This window comes from Vibrio sp. CDRSL-10 TSBA (assembly GCA_039696685.1).
In the GTDB taxonomy this organism is placed as follows: Bacteria; Pseudomonadota; Gammaproteobacteria; order Enterobacterales; family Vibrionaceae; genus Vibrio.
Genome location: CP155565.1, coordinates 1,414,879 through 1,433,314, shown reverse-complemented (window position 1 = coordinate 1,433,314; position 18,436 = coordinate 1,414,879). Strand labels below are relative to the sequence as shown.

Below are 18,436 nucleotides of genomic sequence, written 5' to 3'. Positions count from 1 at the left end.
AAGCGACTTATAACTCACCTGAAACCACCAAATCAGGGCAAAAAATCAGGACGATTTTTTAGGTTTTTGGCGTAGGGAACGCCTAAAACCGGCCCGACCGACACCAAAGAACCCAAGCGCCTTTCTGGTTACTCTTTGGCAAGACAAAGAGTGACTGGCACGCTTGCACCAAGCCTAAAAGAAATCACAAAAATCCAAGCGTGACATACAACGCCACGAAGCCATTAACCCTAACAAACAGCGCAAAACCACGACGATATTTTCGCTTTTTGGCGTAGGGAACGCCTAAAACCGCCCCGAACAGCGCCAAAAAACCTAAGCACCTTTCTGGTTACTCTTTAGTAAGGCAAAGACTGACAGCCAAAGCTTATGAATAATTACCAATTAATATAGAGCGAAAATCAAACACACCTCTATCTGAAAGAATGAACATAGATAGTTCCCCTCTTCAGGCAAATTATGGCCTGAGTGAGCAAGTTTTTGCCCCGGCAAAAATGCAGTTATGATGCACTTCTTAGTTAAAAGTAATGACTATTTTTAGAGAATTGTGCCATGAATAACCTGCGCTGGATCGAAGATGATCCCCGCCCTGTCGAAGAAGCAAAACCGCTAAGCATCAAAGAAAGACTAGCAAAACAACGGCAAGAAAATCATTTAGCTAGTGAGGAAAACTGGAAGCAAATTCAAGCACGCCAACAAAATGGCGAATATGATGTTTCTCCGGCGGGTCAACGCGTTAATGATCGTTTAAAATTATCGATGGACGAACAGTGTTCTCTTGAAGATGAAATGGAAAAAAATCATCAACATGTTGTAATTGCTGACTTAGACGATGCACATAAAATACTGCACAATCTTTGGGTTGAGGCTGGTCGTGATACAGCTGCCATATCAGCAAGCATTAACACGGCAAAGTCTTGGTTTAATCATACAGAGCCGATGTTTAACGCCCACTCCATTGCAAAGCAATTTGGTGATATGGGAGTTAAAGCAGATCTAGTTGAAAGTAAAGGACGTACATTCATCGCCTTTTCAGGAAGCAAGAATGGAACATCGCTAAAACATGCAATAGTCAACGGAAACTCGAATTAATCTAGACGGTAAAAAGTATCCATTGAATTCGTTCAAAGTAAGTCAAGCAGGCTTTAGCCCAAAAGCGAGAGCTTCTAATTTTCGAGGAGCTGCTGCTCTTACTTTTATCGTATCAGCAAGCATTGCAACAACAGACCTTATTTTCAAAGATGATTACCATCTAGTAGATTGGTTTGGTAATGTCGGGGCAGACATGTTTAAAGCACTTCTACAATATGGTGCAGGAGAAGCTATGTTACTTACCGTCATCGCAACAACTGGGTCAATTATAGCCGCAGGAGCAGCAGTTGCATTTACTTATCTGATTATTGAATGGACTTGGTCAGAAGTGCATGTAAACCAAAATGTCGTTAAGGCTCTAAAAGATGTTATCGAAAACTAAAATCCGAATACTATCCGTTTTAATGCTGACTTTTACCTTAGGTGGTTGGCTGTGGATGTCTACTGGCTTATACGCAGACTATATAGACATTCTAAACCGACGTCCGGAAGTCACACTGTCAATTTTATCTCTATGGGTTCCAGTAGGCTTTTTAGGCACACTGTTATCATTGATGTTTTTGGGAAGCGTAGCCATTTATACCGGCAAACAAGCGCGGTTGGTTATTGACGCTAAATGGATGAAATTGGCGAACAGAGTGTGTATTTATTTCGCATTAGCCGGAATTGCCTTTGCCGCAGGTTGGACCTATCACTCTCTGGACCTGCTCGATCGCTATGGCTACGTTTATAGCTCAGATCTAACTAAGTTCACCCCTACAGGCATTCATTTAGTCTATGTTCTAGCGAGATAACAAATCAAGCATAATGTGTAGCGCTTGGCTAATCTTTTGAAACCACCAAATCAGGGCAAAAAATCAGGACGATATTTTAGATTCTTGGCGTAGGGAACGCCTAAAACCGGCCTGGCCAGCGCCAAAGAAACCAAGCGCCTTTCTGGTTACTCTTTGGCAAGACAAAGAGTGACTGGCACGCTTGCACCAAGCTCAAAGAAGCCGAGAAAGCCAAAGCGTGACATACATATCCTACTAGTATAAATCCGCCCACCGTACCCCGCTGAGCTTAAAGGAACCAACAAATCACCAGCGAACACTATCAATAACCACCCTCAAAGCGCAGCTTCCTCCACACCATGAAGCCCCCTCACTATACTGGCAAAAATATCCCGCCCGACCGGGGTCAGGGCATCGGGGAAATCATAATCCGGATTGTGCAGTTGCGGGCTTTGCTGGCCGGATCCGAGGACGAACATTGCGCCCTCTTTCGCGACCGCGGTAAACTGACCGAAATCTTCTGACCAGCGCATTGGTTCTTCTAAAATCGTGCATGGAGTGCCGGTCTCCTGACAGGCTTGCACTACCCGTTTCGCAGCCCTGCTCAGAGTTCACGCTGGCCTGAAATACATCCTGCCATTCCAGTTGCCAGCCTAAACCGTATTTCTCCGCATTGGTTTGGGCCAGTTGGCTGGCGGCCTCCACCAGGCTGTGCATGGTTTCGTTACTTTCGCTGCGCAGGGTTACCATCACCACCGCTTCGCCGGGTGCGGTGCCGAAGGCCACTTCGCCCAGGTTTGCGTGAATCACCGTCACCCAGCAACGCTCGCTGAGGTACTGCGGCAGCGCGGTGAGCTTAGTGACAATCTCGCACATCGCCATTGCCGGGCTTACGCCGTTTTCCGGGTGCGCCGCATGGGAAGTTTTACCGTGCAGGCGGATGATCATGCCGCGCGAGGCGCAGTTAAACGATCCGGCTTTGACCGCTACATGGCCCAGTGCCAGGCCGGGATAGTTGTGCAGGGCAAAGGCGTAGTCGGGCATAAGGTCGGCAAACTTAGGGTCATTGACCATGTTGATCGCGCCTTCGCCGGTCTCTTCAGCGGGCTGAAAAGCCAGAATAACTCGCCCCTTGGCCGGGCGCTGCGAACTCAGTTGTTCACCCAGCGCGCTGACAATCGCCATATGGCCGTCATGACCGCACTTGTGCGATATGCCGTTGTGGGTTGAGCGATGGGCGAAGGTGTTGGTTTCTGCAATCGGCAGCGCATCAAGCTCACAGCGGATCAGTGTGGTTGGCCCGGGTTGCTTGCCCTGATAGACAAACGCCACGCCGCTGCCGCCCAGATCGGTGATGACTTTATCAGGATGAAAATGGGCAAACTGCGCCACAATGCGCTGCGCGGTGGCCTGCTCCTGATTGGATAACTCCGGAAACTGATGCAGGGTGTGACGAAACTCGGTCCAGCAAATCTCTTCCATAAATAATGTCCTCCGTGACCATGGCATAAGTGCATCCGGCCAGAGTGCCGTAAGTGTGTTGACAATAGGTTGATTGAGTTCACAATTTATTGCTGACAGCGCTGGAAATTGAAGCTCGATTTGCCCGCCGCCAGAGTGCATACTGCGCTAAAATCACAGCGTCAGTCACACGCAAGGGATACTCATGCAGGTCAGTTATCAGGAATATCACGCACTCGGTGAAGCGATCAGCGCGCTGCACAGCCCGCAGTTCAGCTCGCGTCTTATTGACGTGCTGCAAAGCGTGCTCAGCTTCGATTGCGCGGTGATTCTTGGTCATCGGCTGGATAAACATCCGATCTATCTGTATGACTCCCTGCCGGCCAGACGTGAGCTGCTGTTTCAGCATTACCTGACCCACGCTTATCAGCATGACCCGTTTTATCTCAAAGTGGCGCGCGAGCATAGCGAAGGGGTATTTCACTGGCGCGAGGTGGCGGGCAGTGAATCGGCGCAGCGCGAATATCAACATCAGTTTTATGCCGCCACCGGCTGGCAAGATGAAATCACTCTGGCGGTTAATCTTGAAGGCCAGCGCAGCATCGTGATTCATCTCGGGTTTCTGTCATCGCACAATGCCGTCACTAAAGAAGAGATGCACGCGTTAGAGCAACGTTTTGCCACGCTGGCGGCGTTATGCCGTCAGCACTGGAACCCGCAGCCGCTAATACTGGCCGAAAGCGGCCAGGCGCCGCAGGATTTGCGCCACTGGGTTGAAGCAGCGATTGCCAGTTTCGGACATGCCCGGCTCAGCCCGCGCGAGCAGCAGATCACGGCGCTGCTGATTCAGGGCCTCGACTCACAGGACATTTCCGAACAGCTCGGGATCAGCCACGGCACAGTGAAGAATCACCGCAAACGGATTTATGCGCAGCTCAATGTCGCTTCGCTGAGCGAGCTGTTTCAGCTGTTTTTAAATCACCTGATTGGCGCGGCTTCGCGCTGAGCGGCGGTTTTACTTCCCTGCTTTCCTTCCTTAACATCTGATCTCTAATCTCTGAACTGGCCCGATTGTCCCTTTAGGGACATCGCCCTGCGCCGGGCCTTTGCTTATCCTGCCAGATATCATTTGACGGAGGCAGTATGAATTCAGACACTTTATTTGACGACCTGATTGCGCGCGGACTGATTGCGCAGAGCACCGACCTGGAAGAGCTGCGCAGCGCCTTTGCCACGCCGCAAACCCTGTACTGCGGCTTTGACCCGACAGCGGGCAGTTTACACATCGGCCATCTGGTGCCGCTGCTGATGCTCAAGCGCTTTCAGGACGCCGGACACCGCGCGATTGCCCTGATTGGCGGCGCCACCGGGATGATCGGCGATCCGAGTTTTAAAGCCAGCGAGCGCAGCCTCAATGATGCCGGCACGGTGCAGCAATGGGTGCAGGATTTAAGCGGGCAAATTGCCGCGCTGATGAATCCGCAGCTCAGCCAGCCGCTGCAGTGCGTTAACAACGCCGACTGGATGAAAGATATGGATGTGATTCGCTTCTTTCGCGACATCGGCAAACATTTTTCCGTCAACAGCATGGTCAACCGCGAGTCTGTGAAACAGCGTCTGCAGCGTCCGGATCAGGGCATCTCGTTTACTGAATTCAGCTACTCTCTGCTGCAGGCGTATGACTTTGCTCATCTCAACCGCAGCCAGCAGTGCCAGCTGCAGATCGGCGGCAACGATCAGTGGGGCAATATTGTCAGCGGTATCGACCTGACGCGCCGCCTCAACCAAAACAAAGTACACGGTCTGACCCTGCCACTGATCACCAAATCCGACGGCACCAAGTTTGGTAAAACCGAGAGCGGCGCGGTGTGGCTGGATGCGAGCAAAACGTCGCCGTATTCGTTCTACCAGTTCTGGCTCAACAGTGATGACAGCGATGTGTACCGCTTCCTCGCCTACTACACCTTTTTGTCCGTCGAAGCGATTGCCGAGATTGAGCAGCAGGATAAACAGCGCCAGGGCAAACCGCAGGCGCAGCAGATTCTGGCCAGTGAAGTGACCCGTTTTGTGCATGGCGATGACGGACTGGCGAGTGCGCAGCGCATCAGCGAAGCCCTATTCAGCGGTGAATTGAATCAGCTCAGCGCAGCCGAGTTAGGTCAGTTAGAGCAAGACGGATTACCGTGTGTCAGCATAACACGCAGCGAGATGACACCCGGCGAGGAAGTGGTTGCCATGTTGCTTAGCAGCGGACTGGCGGGGTCGAAACGTCAGGCGCGAGAATGGCTGCAGCAAGGGGCGATTCGGCTCAACGGAGAGCGCTGCGCAAGCGCGCAAATTGCCGACCAATTCGCCCTGTTCGACCGTTACTATGTGCTGCAACGGGGTAAAAAGCAGTTTGCACTGGTGAAGCTGGGCTAAGTTTACACTGTAAACACCCGCTGCTTAACGCAACAAAAAGCCCCTCGCGGGGCTTTACACTTAGTGTCTTGTATAAGCTTTATTGCACAAGCTTGAGTTCTACCAAGCTTATTGCTGGCTGAGCACACGTTGCAGCGCATCGGCCACCAGTTGGTGGTCGGCTTCCTGCGGCAAACCGGACACCGTCAGCGCGCCGACCAGGCCGGAGCCTTTGATGCGGATCGGGAATGAGCCGCCATGGCCGCAATACTCGTTAGCATCAACGTGCAGCTGCGCTTCAAACTCACGCTGCTTTTGCGCGTTGTACAGCGACAGATAATAGGTACTGTGATTGTACTTCAGCACCGAGTTACGCTTGCGGCGCACCCAGTCAAACTTGTCAGCCGCGGTGCCCGGCATCGAATACTGGAACAGCACCTGACCGAAACCGTACACCTCAATCGCAACCGCCGCACCGAGCTGCTCTGCTGCCTGCTTAAGCTCGCAACCAAGCTGCCACGCGGTCTCATTGTTAAAGTGCTTCAGTTCAATGCTCGCTTCCTGCGCCAGCACATCCTCCAGAGTCAGACTCATAGATTCACCTGAATGGTCTGGCCGGTTTTGCTGCTTTCCAGTGCCATCTCAATCAGCGCAATATTGTGCAGCGCCTCTTGTGGCGGAACCGGGTTGGCTGTGCCAAGGCGAATCGCATCCGCCACCGCTTTGAAGTACAACTGGTAACCGCCCAGCTCGGTTTTCACCGGCTCAGAACCCTCTTCGCTGTACATCACGCCGCACAGAGCCGCATCTTCAGCCGCCCACTCCGGCGCTTCCGGCAGGTGACCTTCTTTGAGGTAGCCTTCCTGCGGATCCAGGCCGTATTTTTCAAATTTCGCTTTTGAACCCAAGACTTTATAGCGCAGGTTCGGCTCCGGGCTGTACAGGTTAGAGTGCAGGTGCACAATGTGCTCCGGATAGTGCAGGATCAGGTTGTAGTAGTCGATCGTGGTCGAACCCGGGCGCATCATACGGCACTGGGCATTGATCGCCTGTGGCAGACCAAACAGCATCAGCGCCTGATCCAGCAGGTGCGGAGCCAGGTCAAACAGGATGCCGCCGCCGTCCTGCGACTGCTCGCGCCAGCGCTGACGGATTTCCGGACGGTAACGGTCAAAGTGAGATTCAAACAGTTTCACTTCGCCCAGTGCGCCGTCTTCGATCAGCTTCTTCACAGTCAGGAAGTCACCGTCCCAGCGGCGGTTGTGGAACACACTCAGGGTCAGGCCTTTTTCATTCGCCAGCGCAATCAGCTTTTCGCCGTCTTCAATGCGGGTTACAAACGGCTTTTCAACAATCACGTTTTTGCCGTTTTCCAGCGCACGTTTGGCCAGAGAGAAATGCACATCGTTCGGCGCCGTGATGATGACCAGCTCTGCGTCGCTGTTGTCGAGCAGTGAGTTGGCATCGGCAAACCACTCCACTTCCGGCCAGTCGGCTTTCACCGCGTCCTGCTGGCTTGAGCTGATGGCGGTCAGTTCCAGCTCTGGCAGAGTCTTAATAAATGGCAGATGGAAGGTTTTCGCTGAGAAGCCGTAACCAATCACGGCTGTTTTTACCGGGGCGTAAGTCATATTAAAGCTATCCTTCTTGTGGGGTTGCCACGATGCATTGAATATCGTGACGTTCAAACAGTTGTTGTAGTGCGGCCGTTGGCTCGGCATCGGTGATCACCATATCGATCGCGGCGATATCACACACGTGATGGAAATTTTCGACGCCCATTTTCTGATGCTCGCACACCAGGATCACCTGCTCTGCCTGAGCCATCATGGCTTTTTTCATCGCCGCTTCCTGCTCATAGTTAGTAGTCAGGCCGCGTTTCCGATAAGGCGCACACACCAATAAAGGCTTTATTGACATGATAGCCGGCCATCTGTTGCTGCGCCTGCGCGCCAAGGACCGCGCGGCTGTAGGGATCAAAATGACCACCCAGCAGATGCACGTTCAGAGTGCTACTCTGTTCAGTATTGACGACGATGTTGACTGAGTTGGTCACTACGGTGACCGGCACGGTCAGGTAACCCGCCATCAGCGACAACGTGGTGCTGGTGTCGAGCACCAGATAATCCTGCTCATCCACCAGCTCAGCGGCGCACAACGCCATGGCATGTTTGGCTGCGCTGATGGTTTTACCTGAGTAAGGTTTACTTTGGGCCGAAACCGGCGCCGTCATCGCACCACCGCGGATGCGCTGAATACCCGGCAGTTGGGTGAGCTTAACCAGATCGCGCCGCGCTGAATCGCGTGATACACCAAACTGCTCGCAGATTTCGTTCAGGGTAATTTTGCCCTGCTGCTCAAGCAGCGTCGTTAAGTGAATCAGGCGTTCTTCTTGGGTCATTTACTTATAATCACGTAAGTGGTTTTAATGCATTATGCCCAGTTTAGCGATTTGGTGCACGCAAAATATACCGTACATCGTTTATGTGTTGTGAGGAGACAAGTTGAACGGCATATTTCGAGCATAAAAAAAGCGGCGTTAAACGCCGCTTTTTGCTGAATTAGTTGCTGATGTTATTGCTGGATCTTTTTCTGGTTTGGTCGCTGAATTAATAGCCGTGACTCACTTTCTGTGTCGCTCTGTTAGCACTCAGCCACCGTATATTCTGCCTAATACCTTGATAGTATTGCTATTCATAACCTAAGCCCTGACCAAAGTCAGATCACGCGGCTGCAATGTACTGCCGCTTAACCTGCTTTTGCCGGCGCAGCTCCTCAACCAGTGCATCGACATCCAAATCAATATTGAAGCGACGTTTGAGGTTAGCGAGGAAAATAGGGTCTTCACACATGGCTTTTTCCGGCTCATCACTGATTTTAGCCACCGGACGACCATTACACTCGGTCAGCTTAATCACAATCGACAGGGGCTGATACGCTTTACCGGCGGCATTTTTCCAGCCTGCCAGATCGTTGGTCAGGAAGGTGCCGATACCAAATGAAATCCGCACCCGGCCGGCGAAGTATTCGCACAGCTCCAGCGCTTCATCAAAGTTCAGGCCGTTGGAGAAGATAAACACTTTCGAGCTTGGATCGATGCCCATGCTGGCGTAGTGCTCAAGCATGCGATCGCCCCATTTAAACGGACAACCGGAATCATGGCGGATACCGTCAAATGCTTTCGCCAGATGCATGTTGAAATCCTGCTGGAATGCATCAATGGTCAGGGTATCGGTCGGGGCAATCGACAACTGGCCGTCAAAGGCCGTCAGCCACTGCTCCAGTGCGACACGCTGAGAGTCGCGTACATTGACCAGCGCCTGATGACCCATAAACCACTCATGGGCGATGGTGCCAATCGGCTTGAGGTTAAACTCACGCGCAAAGTGGTAGTTACTGGTACCCAGCAGCAGCTCCGGGATCTCCTGCTGCAGATAGGCCATCACGTCACGCTGCACCTGACCGGAAAAACGACGTCGGGTGCCCATTTCTGTCAGTGAAAAATTGGTGATGCCGCGTTTGGCGATTTCCGCTTTGAGTTTCTGTACTTTGTCTGCCAGCACTTCGATTGGCAGCTCAGCCGGAACCTCTGCCCAGCGGCGACGGTTACGCACTTCAGACACAATCGACATGATGATGGTTTCGTACAGAATGGTATCGCGCCAGCTGCCCTGAATCGCAATCCGCAGCTGATGTTTGCCCTCTTGCTTAACCACCCCCATTTCGACCTGGCGTTCAGGCTGGAAATGGAAATAACGCAGCGACTGCAGGAAAGACGTTTTCAGATGCGGTGAACTCTGTTTGAGATAGACAATATCCGCATCAGAAAAGCGCAGCGACGCCAGATGCGCAATCTCATCCCGCACTTCTTCCAGCAGTTTCACTGACGTCTTCATCACTACGCACAATCAGCTCGTAGCGCACCTGAGCATCAGGATAAAGCGAATGAATTGCCTGCATCATATTGATTTTGTAGGCATCGAGATCCAACAAACTGCGGATAATGTGGGGAGAAAACAGGCCAGCGTTCATAATGCTTTCCTTTGGTTCACGGCAAGAGTAAGTCATGTTAGTAACATTGTGTGCTTAACTAATCCCGGAACAATAAATGAGCACACCCTGTTTGTCAACTTTTGTGACAAACCTAACACCTCACATTTATCCATTCACTTTGTGCGGGAATAACAGGTAATCAATGTGTTTACAGCGCTCTATGCATCGAATGCCGGAACGTAACCTTGCGCAATATCAGTTTGTCACAATCCGTTATTTACATTTGACCATATCGCCCGCCTTGCCTAGAATGTGGCTCATTGTTTGCCAGGAAAGCTAATATGATCGTCACCATAGATATGATTTGTCTCCGTCTTGCACCACACGGGATCCAAACCCTGCTGGTCAAACGCCGTAACCCCAATCGCCCGGACTGCGGCAAATGGGCGGTACCGGGCGGTCTGGTGTACGATGAAGATATGACCACCAGCGGCGGCGAACCGGCTGACGAAGATTTTGAATCGGCGCGGCGCCGTATCTGTCGTCAGAAAGTGCATACCTTTCCCAACTTCATCAGTGACCCGCTGGTAGACGGTAACCCGAAACGCGATCCGGATGGCTGGAGTGTCAGCATCTCCCACTACGCGCTGCTTAATCCGTCCAACGTACGCCAGATTGAAGACTTTGGCATGGACAGCGAAACGCGCCGGCTGGTTCGATTTAGCCCCGCTGCTGCGCGGTGAAAAAGATCTCGCCTTTGACCATGTGGCGCAGATTCAGCACGCCTGGAAGAAGCTGCGCGCGGCGGTGGAATATACATCTGTGGTACTGTTTTCTCTGGAAAAAGAATTTCTGGTCGCCGACATTATCGAGGCCTACGCCAAGTTCGGGGTTGAAATGAACCGCATGACGGTCAAACGCCGCCTGATCGATACCGGCGTGATTGTCAGCGCCAACAAAATCGCCGCGTCCTGCAAAGGTAAAGGCGGCAAACCGGCGACGATTTATCGTTTGGCCAGCAATGAAGTGACCTACTTCCAGACCTGTCTGCGCGGCTGACACTATCTCACCTGCCACAGACAATCTCGCCTGGCTGTACTTTGGCCACTAAACTTTTGCGCAATAGCTTGCTTAAAATTCAGCCCTTGGCTATTGCGCAACTCGAAAAGCTTTGATAATGATCACATTCGTTGTTGAAGTTTTGATCGCCATCCGAATTTAAACTTCAACGGCTGCAAACACGAAGCCGGATTCAGACAGCAAGTCTCTTATTCTCCCGACTTTCCGCACTCACTCACATTAAGAACGCTATGACGCCTTTTATCGCCGCATCCGGCGGCTGGCTGCTGATGATCAGCCTGGTAATGTCCCTTTGTGCCCAGATGACCGGGCTTATCAGCGGTTATTGGGCCGGTGTGCCGATCTGGATCGCCGCCGCTCTATTTCTCCCCTACATCAAACCGGCACAGAAAAAACAGATTGTCCTGCTGCTGGTGATTGGTCTGGCCGGACTGATTTACGGCATGACGCACGGCGCCGATATGCTGTATGTGCGAAAAGCGCTGGAAGCGAACCAGAACGTGGTCACCATGCTGATCGGGGTAGGCTTTCTGCGTATTTTTGCGGTGGAGAGTGTACGCAGCGGCGAGACGCTGCCCAAAGGTAAATCCGCCCTGATACGTACCCTGTTTGGTACCCACCTGTTTGGCTCAGTGCTGAATATGTCGTCGGTGATCATTGTCGGCGATAAGATTTCCGGCCAGGGTAAACTTTCCACCACACAGGGTTTGGTATTGCTGCGTGCTTTTGCTGCCTGCGCCTTCTGGTCGCCGTTTTTCGCTTCTATGGGTCTGGCACTGATCAGTGCACCAGGCGCTCAGCTGGGGACGCTGGTCGCCTATGGCATTCCGGTGGCTCTGGTCGCGCTGGGACTGAGTGCCTGGCAGATCTTGCGCCAGCCTGACAGCCATTCGCTGGCCGGTTATCCGGTCACGCTGTATTCATTGTGGATGCCGGCCCTGCTGGCGGTAATCGTGATTTGTGCCCATGAGCTGTTTCCGGACGTCAGCGTACTGTCGCTGGTGACACTGACGGCGATTACCTTTACCGCCGGCTGGTTACTGCTGAAAAAAGGTAAGCCGGGCATACGCATTGCCCGCAATCACATCAACCTCGGCATCGCCAGTTCGTGTGGCGAAGTGGTGCTGTTTGCCGCGGCGGCCATGCTCGCCTCTGGTGTTGCCGCGACGTTGATGGCGCTGGATATTCAGCTCGCGCCGGCCCATTTCGGTGCGCTTGAAGCCTGTATAACTGTGCTGGTGCTGATTGTTCTCGCCATGACCGGCATGCACCCGGTGACCAGTGTGGTGCTGGCTGGCAGCATTCTGGCGCCGTCAGTCACTGATGCCAACCTGCTGGGCATGACACTGCTGATGGGCTGGTCACTGGGGATCACACTGTCGCCGTTTTCCGGCATTCAGCTCAGTATCCAATCACGCTATGAAGTGGGCACCAAAGCGCTGCTGAGCGCAAACTGGCGCTATATCGGCGTGATGTATCTGATTTGCTGCGCAATGATCGGCTGGTACAGCCTGTGAGTCAGAATTAGATAGAAAACTGCAAGCTCAGGTGAGGATCTGGGTTTGCTGTTGCCACTGCGCCAGGGCCTGCGGCGTATCAATGTCACAGGCCGCATTGGCCAACGGGATTTCCTCCACCGCCAACACCCCGCCGCGCAATAAATGCCGCGCCCCATGCTCACCATGCAGCAACATCAGATCCGCAAAACACGCCGCCGGAAACAGCGCCGGAACACCAGGTTTACCATTATATCGGGCCGCAATGATCCGCTGCGGATGAGCTTGCGCCGCCAACTGTCTGAAGTCGCTGGCTTGCAATGCGACCTGATCCGCCAGAGTGATCAGAATCGCTTCATGCTCCGCCGCCAGCATACGGGTACCGTAGGCAATGGAGTTACCGAGGCCTTGTGCCCATTGCGAACAGCAGAGCAGAGGCACGCTCGCCAGCTGACCGCGGTGCTGTGCCTGCTCAATTTCCTCATGCCAGCGTCCGGTGATAACAAACACCGGGCCGACTTCACTTTTAAGCGCCTCTTCGACTGCGTGTGATAACAAACTGTGCTGCGAATCGAGCTCACTCAGCTGCTTACAACTGCCAAAGCGGCTGCTTTCGCCCGCCGCCATGATCATAATTGCCGTGCTCATGCCGCCGATTCTCTCCCGGAGTTATCGACCAGCAACACATCACTCAGCGAAACGCGCCGTAGTGCGGCTGGCAGCCGCCTGGCATTCCGCCAGAATCGACAAGGCGATGGTTTCCGGCAGCTCGGCACCAATATCCAGACCGGCCGGGCCGGAAAGCGGGACAGCAAGTTGCTCCAGCGTAATCCCCGACTGGGCAATCACCCGTTCACGGCGGTTGGTCGGCCCGAGCAGGGCCAGATAATTGAGCGGTACACCCACCATAGCAGCCAGCGCGGCGGCGTCCATGGTCACGTTGTGACTCATCAGCACTGCCGCCTGCACTGAATGCTGCTGGCAGTAGGCGGTTAACTCACTCGCGTTACCATTGAGACGACAGGCAAGATTCGGGAAATATTCCATGCGGCCATTGGCCGGGCGCGAGTCCCACAAAGTGACCGTCCAGCCGAGCTGATGCGCCAGTTGTGCCACAGGACGGGCATCAATCCCGCCGCCGACCACCAGCAGATGCAGCGGCGCTTCAATCGGCGTACACAGCCACAACCCATCCTGCTGCTCAATCAGTTCGGCACGCGAGCGCTGAGACGGCAGGTTTTCGGTCATAAATCGGGCAACCACTTCCTGGTTGGAGACTTTCTGGAAATAGTGGCCTTTACGGTGCTGGCGCAGAGCGTCGAGCACGTCAGGCAATCCCAGATAAGCATTGTCGGCGTTAAGTGGTTGCAACAGAATATGCACCGTGCCGCCACAGCCAATCCCGAGCTGAAACGCCAGATCGTCTTCGTCGCTGCCGTCATAGGTCAGGGTAACCGGCGACTGGCTGAGCATCACCTTGCGCGCATGCAGGTGGATGTCAGATTCCAGGCAACCGCCGCTGAGCATTCCCAGCTGATGACCGACATCGCTGAATAACATCATGGCACCGGATTTACGATAGGCCGGACCTTCGGTTTTATACACCGTGCCCAGCACCCAGTTCGCTTCCTCTTTCAGATCAAACCATTGCGTCAGCAAATACAACAAATGATTGGACATTGCTCTCACCTGTAGTTGTGAATAACAATGAGCCCGAATCCGGGCTCATTCCAAGCCAGCGGCTTATGCCGTTGCGAGTTTCAGTGGCAGCGCATGTAAACGCTGACCGGTGGCCGCAGCGACCGCATTGGCGACTGCCGGCGCAATCGGCGGCACACCCGGCTCACCTACGCCGGTTGGCGCTTCCGCTGACGGTACAATATGGACTTCCACTTCCGGCATCTGGTTCATACGCAGTACCTGGTAGTTATGGAAGTTAGACTGTTCAACCATACCACCTTCACCCAGGGTAATGGCACTGACCAGAGTCGGAGATAAGCCAAAACCAATCCCGCCTTCCATCTGCGCGGCAATCACATCCGGGTTCACAGCGACACCACAGTCTACCGCACACACCACTTTATCAACCGAAATCTGACCGTTCTTTACTGTGACCTGAGCAACCTGAGCAACAAACGTCGCGAAAGACTCGTGCACGGCCACACCAAGACCCGTGCCTGGCGGCAGCTCTTTACCCCAACCGGCTTTTTCTGCTGCCAGTTTCAGCACGCCCTGCCAGCGCGGATGTTTGGCCAGTAACTGCATGCGCATTTCCACCGGATCTTTTCCGGCTTTGACCGCCAGTTCATCGATCATGGTTTCCACTGCGAAAGCGGTATGAGTGCTGCCTACCGAGCGCCACCACTGAACGGTCGGCCCTTCTTTGACTGTGGTCAGTTCTACCGACAGGTTCGGAATCGCGTAAGGGATGTTGGAAGCCCCTTCCACTGAGGTAGCATCAACGCCGTCTTTAACCATGAAAGGTTCAAACACAGTATTGGTCAGAATCGACTGGCCGACAATGTGCTGTTTCCAGCTCGAGATATTGCCGTCTGCATCCAGACCCGCCTGAATACGGTGTACGTATGCCGGACGATAGTAACCGACCTGGGTATCATCTTCGCGGCTCCACACCATCTTAACCGGAGTGCCTTTTTTCTGGCGCGCGATCTCGACCGCTTCCAGCAGGTAATCCGAATGCGGGTTTCGCACGGCGACCAAAGCTACCACCCGCCAGCAACATGTTGAGCTTAACCTGCTCTGGTTTGATGCCCAGCACCTGGGCAATGTTGTTCTGGTCGACGGTCTGGAACTGTTCGCCGTTCCAGATCTCACAGCCCTGATCGGTCACCTGGGCGACACAGTTCATCGGCTCCATCGGTGAGTGGGACAGGAACGGGAACTGGTAGGTGTTGTCGATCACGGTGTCAGCCTGTTGCAGGCTCGCGGCCGCATCACCTTCACTGCGCGCTTTGATGCCGTCTTTCTGGGCCAGTGCCGTGTACTCAGACATTACCTGCGCCGAGCTCTTAGTAAACGCGGCACTCTCATCCCAGGTCACGGCCAGCAGATCACGGCCTTTTTTCGCACTCCAGTAATCTTTCGCCAGCACAGCCACGCCAGTCGGAATGGTCACTACATCGACCACACCCGGCGATGCTTTGGCCTGTTTATCGTCCACGCTTTTCAGCTTGGCACCAAACTTAGGAGCGTGCAGCACCATGGCAGTCAGCATGCCAGGCAGTTTGATATCCTGAGTAAAAATCGCTGTACCGTCATTTTTACCGATATCTTTACGGCTCACTTTCTGTTTGCCGATAAAGACAAACTGCTCCGGCGTTTTCAACGTTACGCCGGCTTCATCCGGCACCGGCAGTTTGGCGGCAGCTTCGGCCAGCTCACCAAAGGTCGCCTGCTTATTGCCGTGGCTGATAACGCCCGCGTTAACCTTAATCTGGCTGGCATCCACACCCCAGCGCTGCGCTGCAGCTGCAACCAGCATGGCTTTGGCCGCCGCACCTGCGGTGCGCATCTGAATGTAAGAGTTAGCAATCGCAGTACTGCCGCCTGTGCCCTGCATCGGGCCCCACAAGGTATTGTTGTAAAGGTTGGCGTCAGCCGGTGCGCCGGCAGCCACCATCTGGCTCCAGTCAGCATCCAGCTCTTCAGCGACCAGAGTGGTCAAACCGGTGTAAGTACCCTGCCCCATTTCGATATGTTTGATCATCACCGTCACCTGATTATCGGTGCCGATACGAACAAACGCATTGGGTGCAAACGGCGCCGATGCAGATTCCGCGGCTGCCGCTTGCGCTTTTTGTGATGCCGGCAGCGAGAAACCCAGGGTTAACCCGGCACCGACACCACCCATCAGTTTGAGAAATTTACGACGGCCGGGTACCACTTCTTCAGCCGGTGAAGAAAAAGACATTTTACGCATGATGATTCACTCCTTGTCTCTGCCAGCTTACAGCTGAGCAGCCGCGTCTTTGATCGCTTTGCGAATACGCACATAAGTGGCACAACGACAGATATTGCCCGACATCGCGGCATCAATATCCTCATCGCTCGGCTTAGGATTACGCTCAAGCAGCGCCACCGCGGACATGATCTGACCCGACTGGCAGTAACCACACTGCGGCACCTGCAGTTCATCCCACGCAGCCTGAACTACTTTGGCCGCGCGGCTTTCGACACCTTCAATCGTGGTAATTTTCTGGCCGACAGCCGCCTGGATAGGAGTGACACAAGAACGAATCGGCTGGCCGTTCAGATGCACAGTACAGGCACCACATTGCGCCATACCGCATCCGAATTTAGTACCGGTCATTTCAAGATGATCACGCACCGCCCATAGAATCGGCATATCTGGAGTTGCATCGATTTCTTTATCGACACCGTTCACATTCAAAGTTACTGACATGGAGCTTCTCCTGCTCTCTTAATAAAATGAGAGGGCGCACACTCCCCGGATGGAGAATTTTTCGGCACCCTGTTTTGTAAATGGTCTTATTGAGCATCAGTAATTATAGAAGTACGGTAAATATGTGTTAGGACAATAATCCACGTTATTTGCCTGATCGTCCAAAACATTGATATTCAGGATAACGCCAGCACCTAAACATAGCTAAAGTGAATCATATCGGCATGCGTAAAACATAAGTTCAACCCACTGAAATTTAATCATTATTACCGTTAAAAAGTGAGCGGATTGATTAGCGTATAGTGTTCCCTTCCCATAGAAAACATTGCCCATTAATATGAATTAAGTAGAGTATAAACTATTCATCCGGCACACGAGTTTGTGCAAAGCTTGTTTATTCAAAACGTGAGTTATTTATTCAAGACGTAAGCTATTAATTCAGAGCGCGATTTGGCAGGAAAGAAGAAAGAAGAAAAACTTATCAGAGGCAGGAGGCGTGCACTGCCATGCAGAGCAGTACACACCTAAGCGACAAAACATTACAAACAAAAGCTGCAGAGCGGCAGAAACATAAGCTAACGCGCGCTTAGCGCACTACACACATAGGCGTGCCGGCGATCGGATCCAGATGAATTTCCGCGTCGAGCTCAAACACCCGGGCCAGCAAGTCCGGGGTCATCACTTGCGCCGGGCTGCCTTCACTGACTATGTGACCATCCTGCATCACGATCAGATGATCGCAGTAACGACAGGCCTGATTGATATCATGCAGTACAGTCACAATGGTTTTGCCCTGCAGATTTAAGCTGCGCATCAGCTTCATCAGTTCAACCTGATGGTTGATATCGAGATAAGTAGTCGGCTCATCAAGCAGAATAAAATCGGTATCCTGAGCCAGAGTCAGCGCCAGCCAGACTCGCTGACGCTGGCCACCGGACAGATCTGACACGGCTTTATCCGCAAAAGAAGCAACACCTGTTGCCTGCATCGCCTCATCAACGATCTGCTTGTCTTGTGCCGAGAGCTGGCCCCAGAAACCGGTGTAAGGGCTGCGCCCGTATGCGACGGCTTCGCGTACCGTCACGCCTTCCGGCGGCTCCTGTGACTGCGGCAACAGCGCGAGATGCTGCGCCAATGTGCGCGATGCCACCTGTTCAATCGGTTCACCCTGCCACAATACCTGCCCGCTCTGCGCTTTGAGAATGCGCGACAACGTCTTGAGCAAGGTCGATTTTCCGCAACCATTCGGGCCGAGCAGTGCGGTAATTTTTCCCGGCGGAATATCGACATCGACGCCTTTCACAATCGGGCCTTTGCCGTAGCCGACAGTCAGATTTTCAGTACTTAAACGCATCGGTTATCTCATTTTGGTTAACAGGTATAAAAAGTACGGCGCGCCGATAATCGCCGTCATGATTCCGGCCGGCAGCTCAAGGGGCGGATCAATAATGCGCGCCGCCAGGTCGGCGACCAGCAGCAGCAAAGCCCCCACCAGCATCGCGGTCGGCAGTAAGTTCTGATGACGTCCGCCGACCAGTTGCCGCGCCAGATGCGGGGCAACCAGACCAAGAAAACTGATCGGGCCGCACACCGCCACAGCCGCGGAGGTCCAGATGACCGCTACCAGCAGCGCCGCAGCGCGAACCCGGTTGACCGAAATACCGAGGCTGAGCGCACGTTTCATCGCCCAGAGTAAGCAGATTCAGAGCATGACTGAG

Annotated in this window: 15 protein-coding genes and 4 pseudogenes; 7 read left to right on the top strand and 12 right to left on the bottom strand. The window is 53.3% G+C overall.

The features are described 5' to 3' along the window. The first annotated feature begins 552 nt into the window (after nucleotides 1-552). The 3 genes from ABDK09_07030 to ABDK09_07020 are packed head-to-tail and all read left to right on the top strand — an operon-like array spanning nucleotide 553 to nucleotide 1,886. Nucleotides 553-1,092 (top strand): hypothetical protein, encoded by a 540-nt coding sequence (locus ABDK09_07030; GenBank protein ID XAW87862.1) that lies wholly within the window; start codon nucleotides 553-555, stop codon nucleotides 1,090-1,092. A gap of 22 nt (nucleotides 1,093-1,114) precedes the next feature. Next, nucleotides 1,115-1,474: a hypothetical protein gene (locus ABDK09_07025; protein ID XAW87861.1), complete on the top strand. Its 360-nt coding sequence runs from the start codon at nucleotides 1,115-1,117 to the stop codon at nucleotides 1,472-1,474. Continuing rightward, a complete protein-coding gene (locus ABDK09_07020) occupies nucleotides 1,458-1,886 on the top strand; it encodes a hypothetical protein (GenBank protein ID XAW87860.1) in 429 nt (142 codons plus the stop codon). The genes ABDK09_07025 and ABDK09_07020 overlap by 17 nt, the downstream gene beginning before the upstream one ends. Nucleotides 1,887-2,200: 314 nt before the next feature. Here ABDK09_07020 and ABDK09_07015 read toward each other — a convergent pair. Continuing rightward, nucleotides 2,201-3,347, bottom strand: a pseudogene (locus tag ABDK09_07015) (amidohydrolase). 184 nt (nucleotides 3,348-3,531) lie between these two features. Between ABDK09_07015 and ABDK09_07010 the strand changes: the two are divergent. Both ABDK09_07010 and tyrS read left to right on the top strand, forming a co-directional pair. Further along, on the top strand, nucleotides 3,532-4,332 hold the full coding sequence (locus ABDK09_07010; GenBank protein XAW87859.1) for a LuxR C-terminal-related transcriptional regulator: 801 nt from the start codon (nucleotides 3,532-3,534) through the stop codon (nucleotides 4,330-4,332). Nucleotides 4,333-4,469: 137 nt separating this feature from the next. Next, nucleotides 4,470-5,747, top strand: coding sequence for a tyrosine--tRNA ligase (gene tyrS, locus ABDK09_07005; GenBank protein XAW87858.1), 1,278 nt, complete (start codon nucleotides 4,470-4,472; stop codon nucleotides 5,745-5,747). A 108-nt stretch (nucleotides 5,748-5,855) separates the two neighbouring features. Here the strand turns inward: tyrS and ABDK09_07000 are convergent, their stop codons facing one another. From ABDK09_07000 to pncB, 4 genes and pseudogenes are all read right to left on the bottom strand, one after another. After that, the gene (locus tag ABDK09_07000; GenBank protein XAW87857.1) at nucleotides 5,856-6,320 is read right to left on the bottom strand and encodes a heme-degrading domain-containing protein; all 465 of its coding nucleotides are present in this window, start codon (nucleotides 6,318-6,320) and stop codon (nucleotides 5,856-5,858) included. Then, entirely contained in the window at nucleotides 6,317-7,357 is a 1,041-nt protein-coding gene (locus ABDK09_06995) for an oxidoreductase (protein XAW87856.1), read from the bottom strand. Before ABDK09_06995 ends, ABDK09_07000 begins: the two co-directional genes overlap by 4 nt. A gap of 7 nt (nucleotides 7,358-7,364) precedes the next feature. Further along, a pseudogene (locus ABDK09_06990) lies at nucleotides 7,365-8,127 on the bottom strand (DeoR/GlpR family DNA-binding transcription regulator). A 322-nt stretch (nucleotides 8,128-8,449) separates the two neighbouring features. Then, a pseudogene (pncB, locus tag ABDK09_06985) lies at nucleotides 8,450-9,758 on the bottom strand (nicotinate phosphoribosyltransferase). A 302-nt stretch (nucleotides 9,759-10,060) separates the two neighbouring features. Here pncB and ABDK09_06980 point away from each other — a divergent pair. Together ABDK09_06980 and ABDK09_06975 are read left to right on the top strand one after the other, a co-directional pair. After that, nucleotides 10,061-10,778: pseudogene (locus ABDK09_06980) on the top strand (NUDIX hydrolase). Nucleotides 10,779-11,029: 251 nt separating this feature from the next. Beyond that, nucleotides 11,030-12,316, top strand: coding sequence for a hypothetical protein (locus ABDK09_06975; GenBank protein ID XAW87855.1), 1,287 nt, complete (start codon nucleotides 11,030-11,032; stop codon nucleotides 12,314-12,316). A 27-nt stretch (nucleotides 12,317-12,343) separates the two neighbouring features. Here the strand turns inward: ABDK09_06975 and ABDK09_06970 are convergent, their stop codons facing one another. The 7 genes from ABDK09_06970 to ABDK09_06940 form a co-directional block, all read right to left on the bottom strand. Beyond that, on the bottom strand, nucleotides 12,344-12,943 hold the full coding sequence (locus ABDK09_06970) for a nucleotidyltransferase family protein (GenBank protein XAW87854.1): 600 nt from the start codon (nucleotides 12,941-12,943) through the stop codon (nucleotides 12,344-12,346). A gap of 39 nt (nucleotides 12,944-12,982) precedes the next feature. Beyond that, nucleotides 12,983-13,975, bottom strand: coding sequence for an XdhC family protein (locus tag ABDK09_06965; protein ID XAW87853.1), 993 nt, complete (start codon nucleotides 13,973-13,975; stop codon nucleotides 12,983-12,985). A 63-nt stretch (nucleotides 13,976-14,038) separates the two neighbouring features. After that, nucleotides 14,039-15,007, bottom strand: a complete 969-nt coding sequence (locus tag ABDK09_06960; protein ID XAW88482.1) for a molybdopterin cofactor-binding domain-containing protein — start codon at nucleotides 15,005-15,007, stop codon at nucleotides 14,039-14,041. Next, entirely contained in the window at nucleotides 14,934-16,235 is a 1,302-nt protein-coding gene (locus ABDK09_06955; protein XAW87852.1) for a molybdopterin cofactor-binding domain-containing protein, read from the bottom strand. The genes ABDK09_06960 and ABDK09_06955 overlap by 74 nt, the downstream gene beginning before the upstream one ends. Nucleotides 16,236-16,262: 27 nt before the next feature. Further along, complete coding sequence (locus tag ABDK09_06950) at nucleotides 16,263-16,718, bottom strand: (2Fe-2S)-binding protein (protein ID XAW87851.1); 456 nt, start codon at nucleotides 16,716-16,718, stop codon at nucleotides 16,263-16,265. A 586-nt stretch (nucleotides 16,719-17,304) separates the two neighbouring features. Further along, nucleotides 17,305-18,072, bottom strand: a complete 768-nt coding sequence (gene fecE, locus ABDK09_06945; protein XAW87850.1) for a Fe(3+) dicitrate ABC transporter ATP-binding protein FecE — start codon at nucleotides 18,070-18,072, stop codon at nucleotides 17,305-17,307. Nucleotides 18,073-18,075: 3 nt separating this feature from the next. Beyond that, nucleotides 18,076-18,402, bottom strand: a complete 327-nt coding sequence (locus tag ABDK09_06940; protein XAW87849.1) for an iron chelate uptake ABC transporter family permease subunit — start codon at nucleotides 18,400-18,402, stop codon at nucleotides 18,076-18,078. Nucleotides 18,403-18,436 lie beyond the last annotated feature (34 nt).

Coding starts and splice junctions, on each gene's coding strand:
- ABDK09_07030 (XAW87862.1), top strand. CDS start 553: ATGAATAACCTGCGCTGGATCGAAGATGATCCCCGCCCTGTCGAAGAA.
- ABDK09_07020 (XAW87860.1), top strand. CDS start 1,458: ATGTTATCGAAAACTAAAATCCGAATACTATCCGTTTTAATGCTGACT.
- ABDK09_07010 (XAW87859.1), top strand. CDS start 3,532: ATGCAGGTCAGTTATCAGGAATATCACGCACTCGGTGAAGCGATCAGC.
- tyrS (XAW87858.1), top strand. CDS start 4,470: ATGAATTCAGACACTTTATTTGACGACCTGATTGCGCGCGGACTGATT.
- ABDK09_07000 (XAW87857.1), bottom strand. CDS start 6,320: ATGAGTCTGACTCTGGAGGATGTGCTGGCGCAGGAAGCGAGCATTGAA.
- ABDK09_06995 (XAW87856.1), bottom strand. CDS start 7,357: ATGACTTACGCCCCGGTAAAAACAGCCGTGATTGGTTACGGCTTCTCA.
- ABDK09_06975 (XAW87855.1), top strand. CDS start 11,030: ATGACGCCTTTTATCGCCGCATCCGGCGGCTGGCTGCTGATGATCAGC.
- ABDK09_06970 (XAW87854.1), bottom strand. CDS start 12,943: ATGAGCACGGCAATTATGATCATGGCGGCGGGCGAAAGCAGCCGCTTT.
- ABDK09_06965 (XAW87853.1), bottom strand. CDS start 13,975: ATGTCCAATCATTTGTTGTATTTGCTGACGCAATGGTTTGATCTGAAA.
- ABDK09_06955 (XAW87852.1), bottom strand. CDS start 16,235: ATGCGTAAAATGTCTTTTTCTTCACCGGCTGAAGAAGTGGTACCCGGC.
- ABDK09_06950 (XAW87851.1), bottom strand. CDS start 16,718: ATGTCAGTAACTTTGAATGTGAACGGTGTCGATAAAGAAATCGATGCA.
- fecE (XAW87850.1), bottom strand. CDS start 18,072: ATGCGTTTAAGTACTGAAAATCTGACTGTCGGCTACGGCAAAGGCCCG.
- ABDK09_06940 (XAW87849.1), bottom strand. CDS start 18,402: ATGAAACGTGCGCTCAGCCTCGGTATTTCGGTCAACCGGGTTCGCGCT.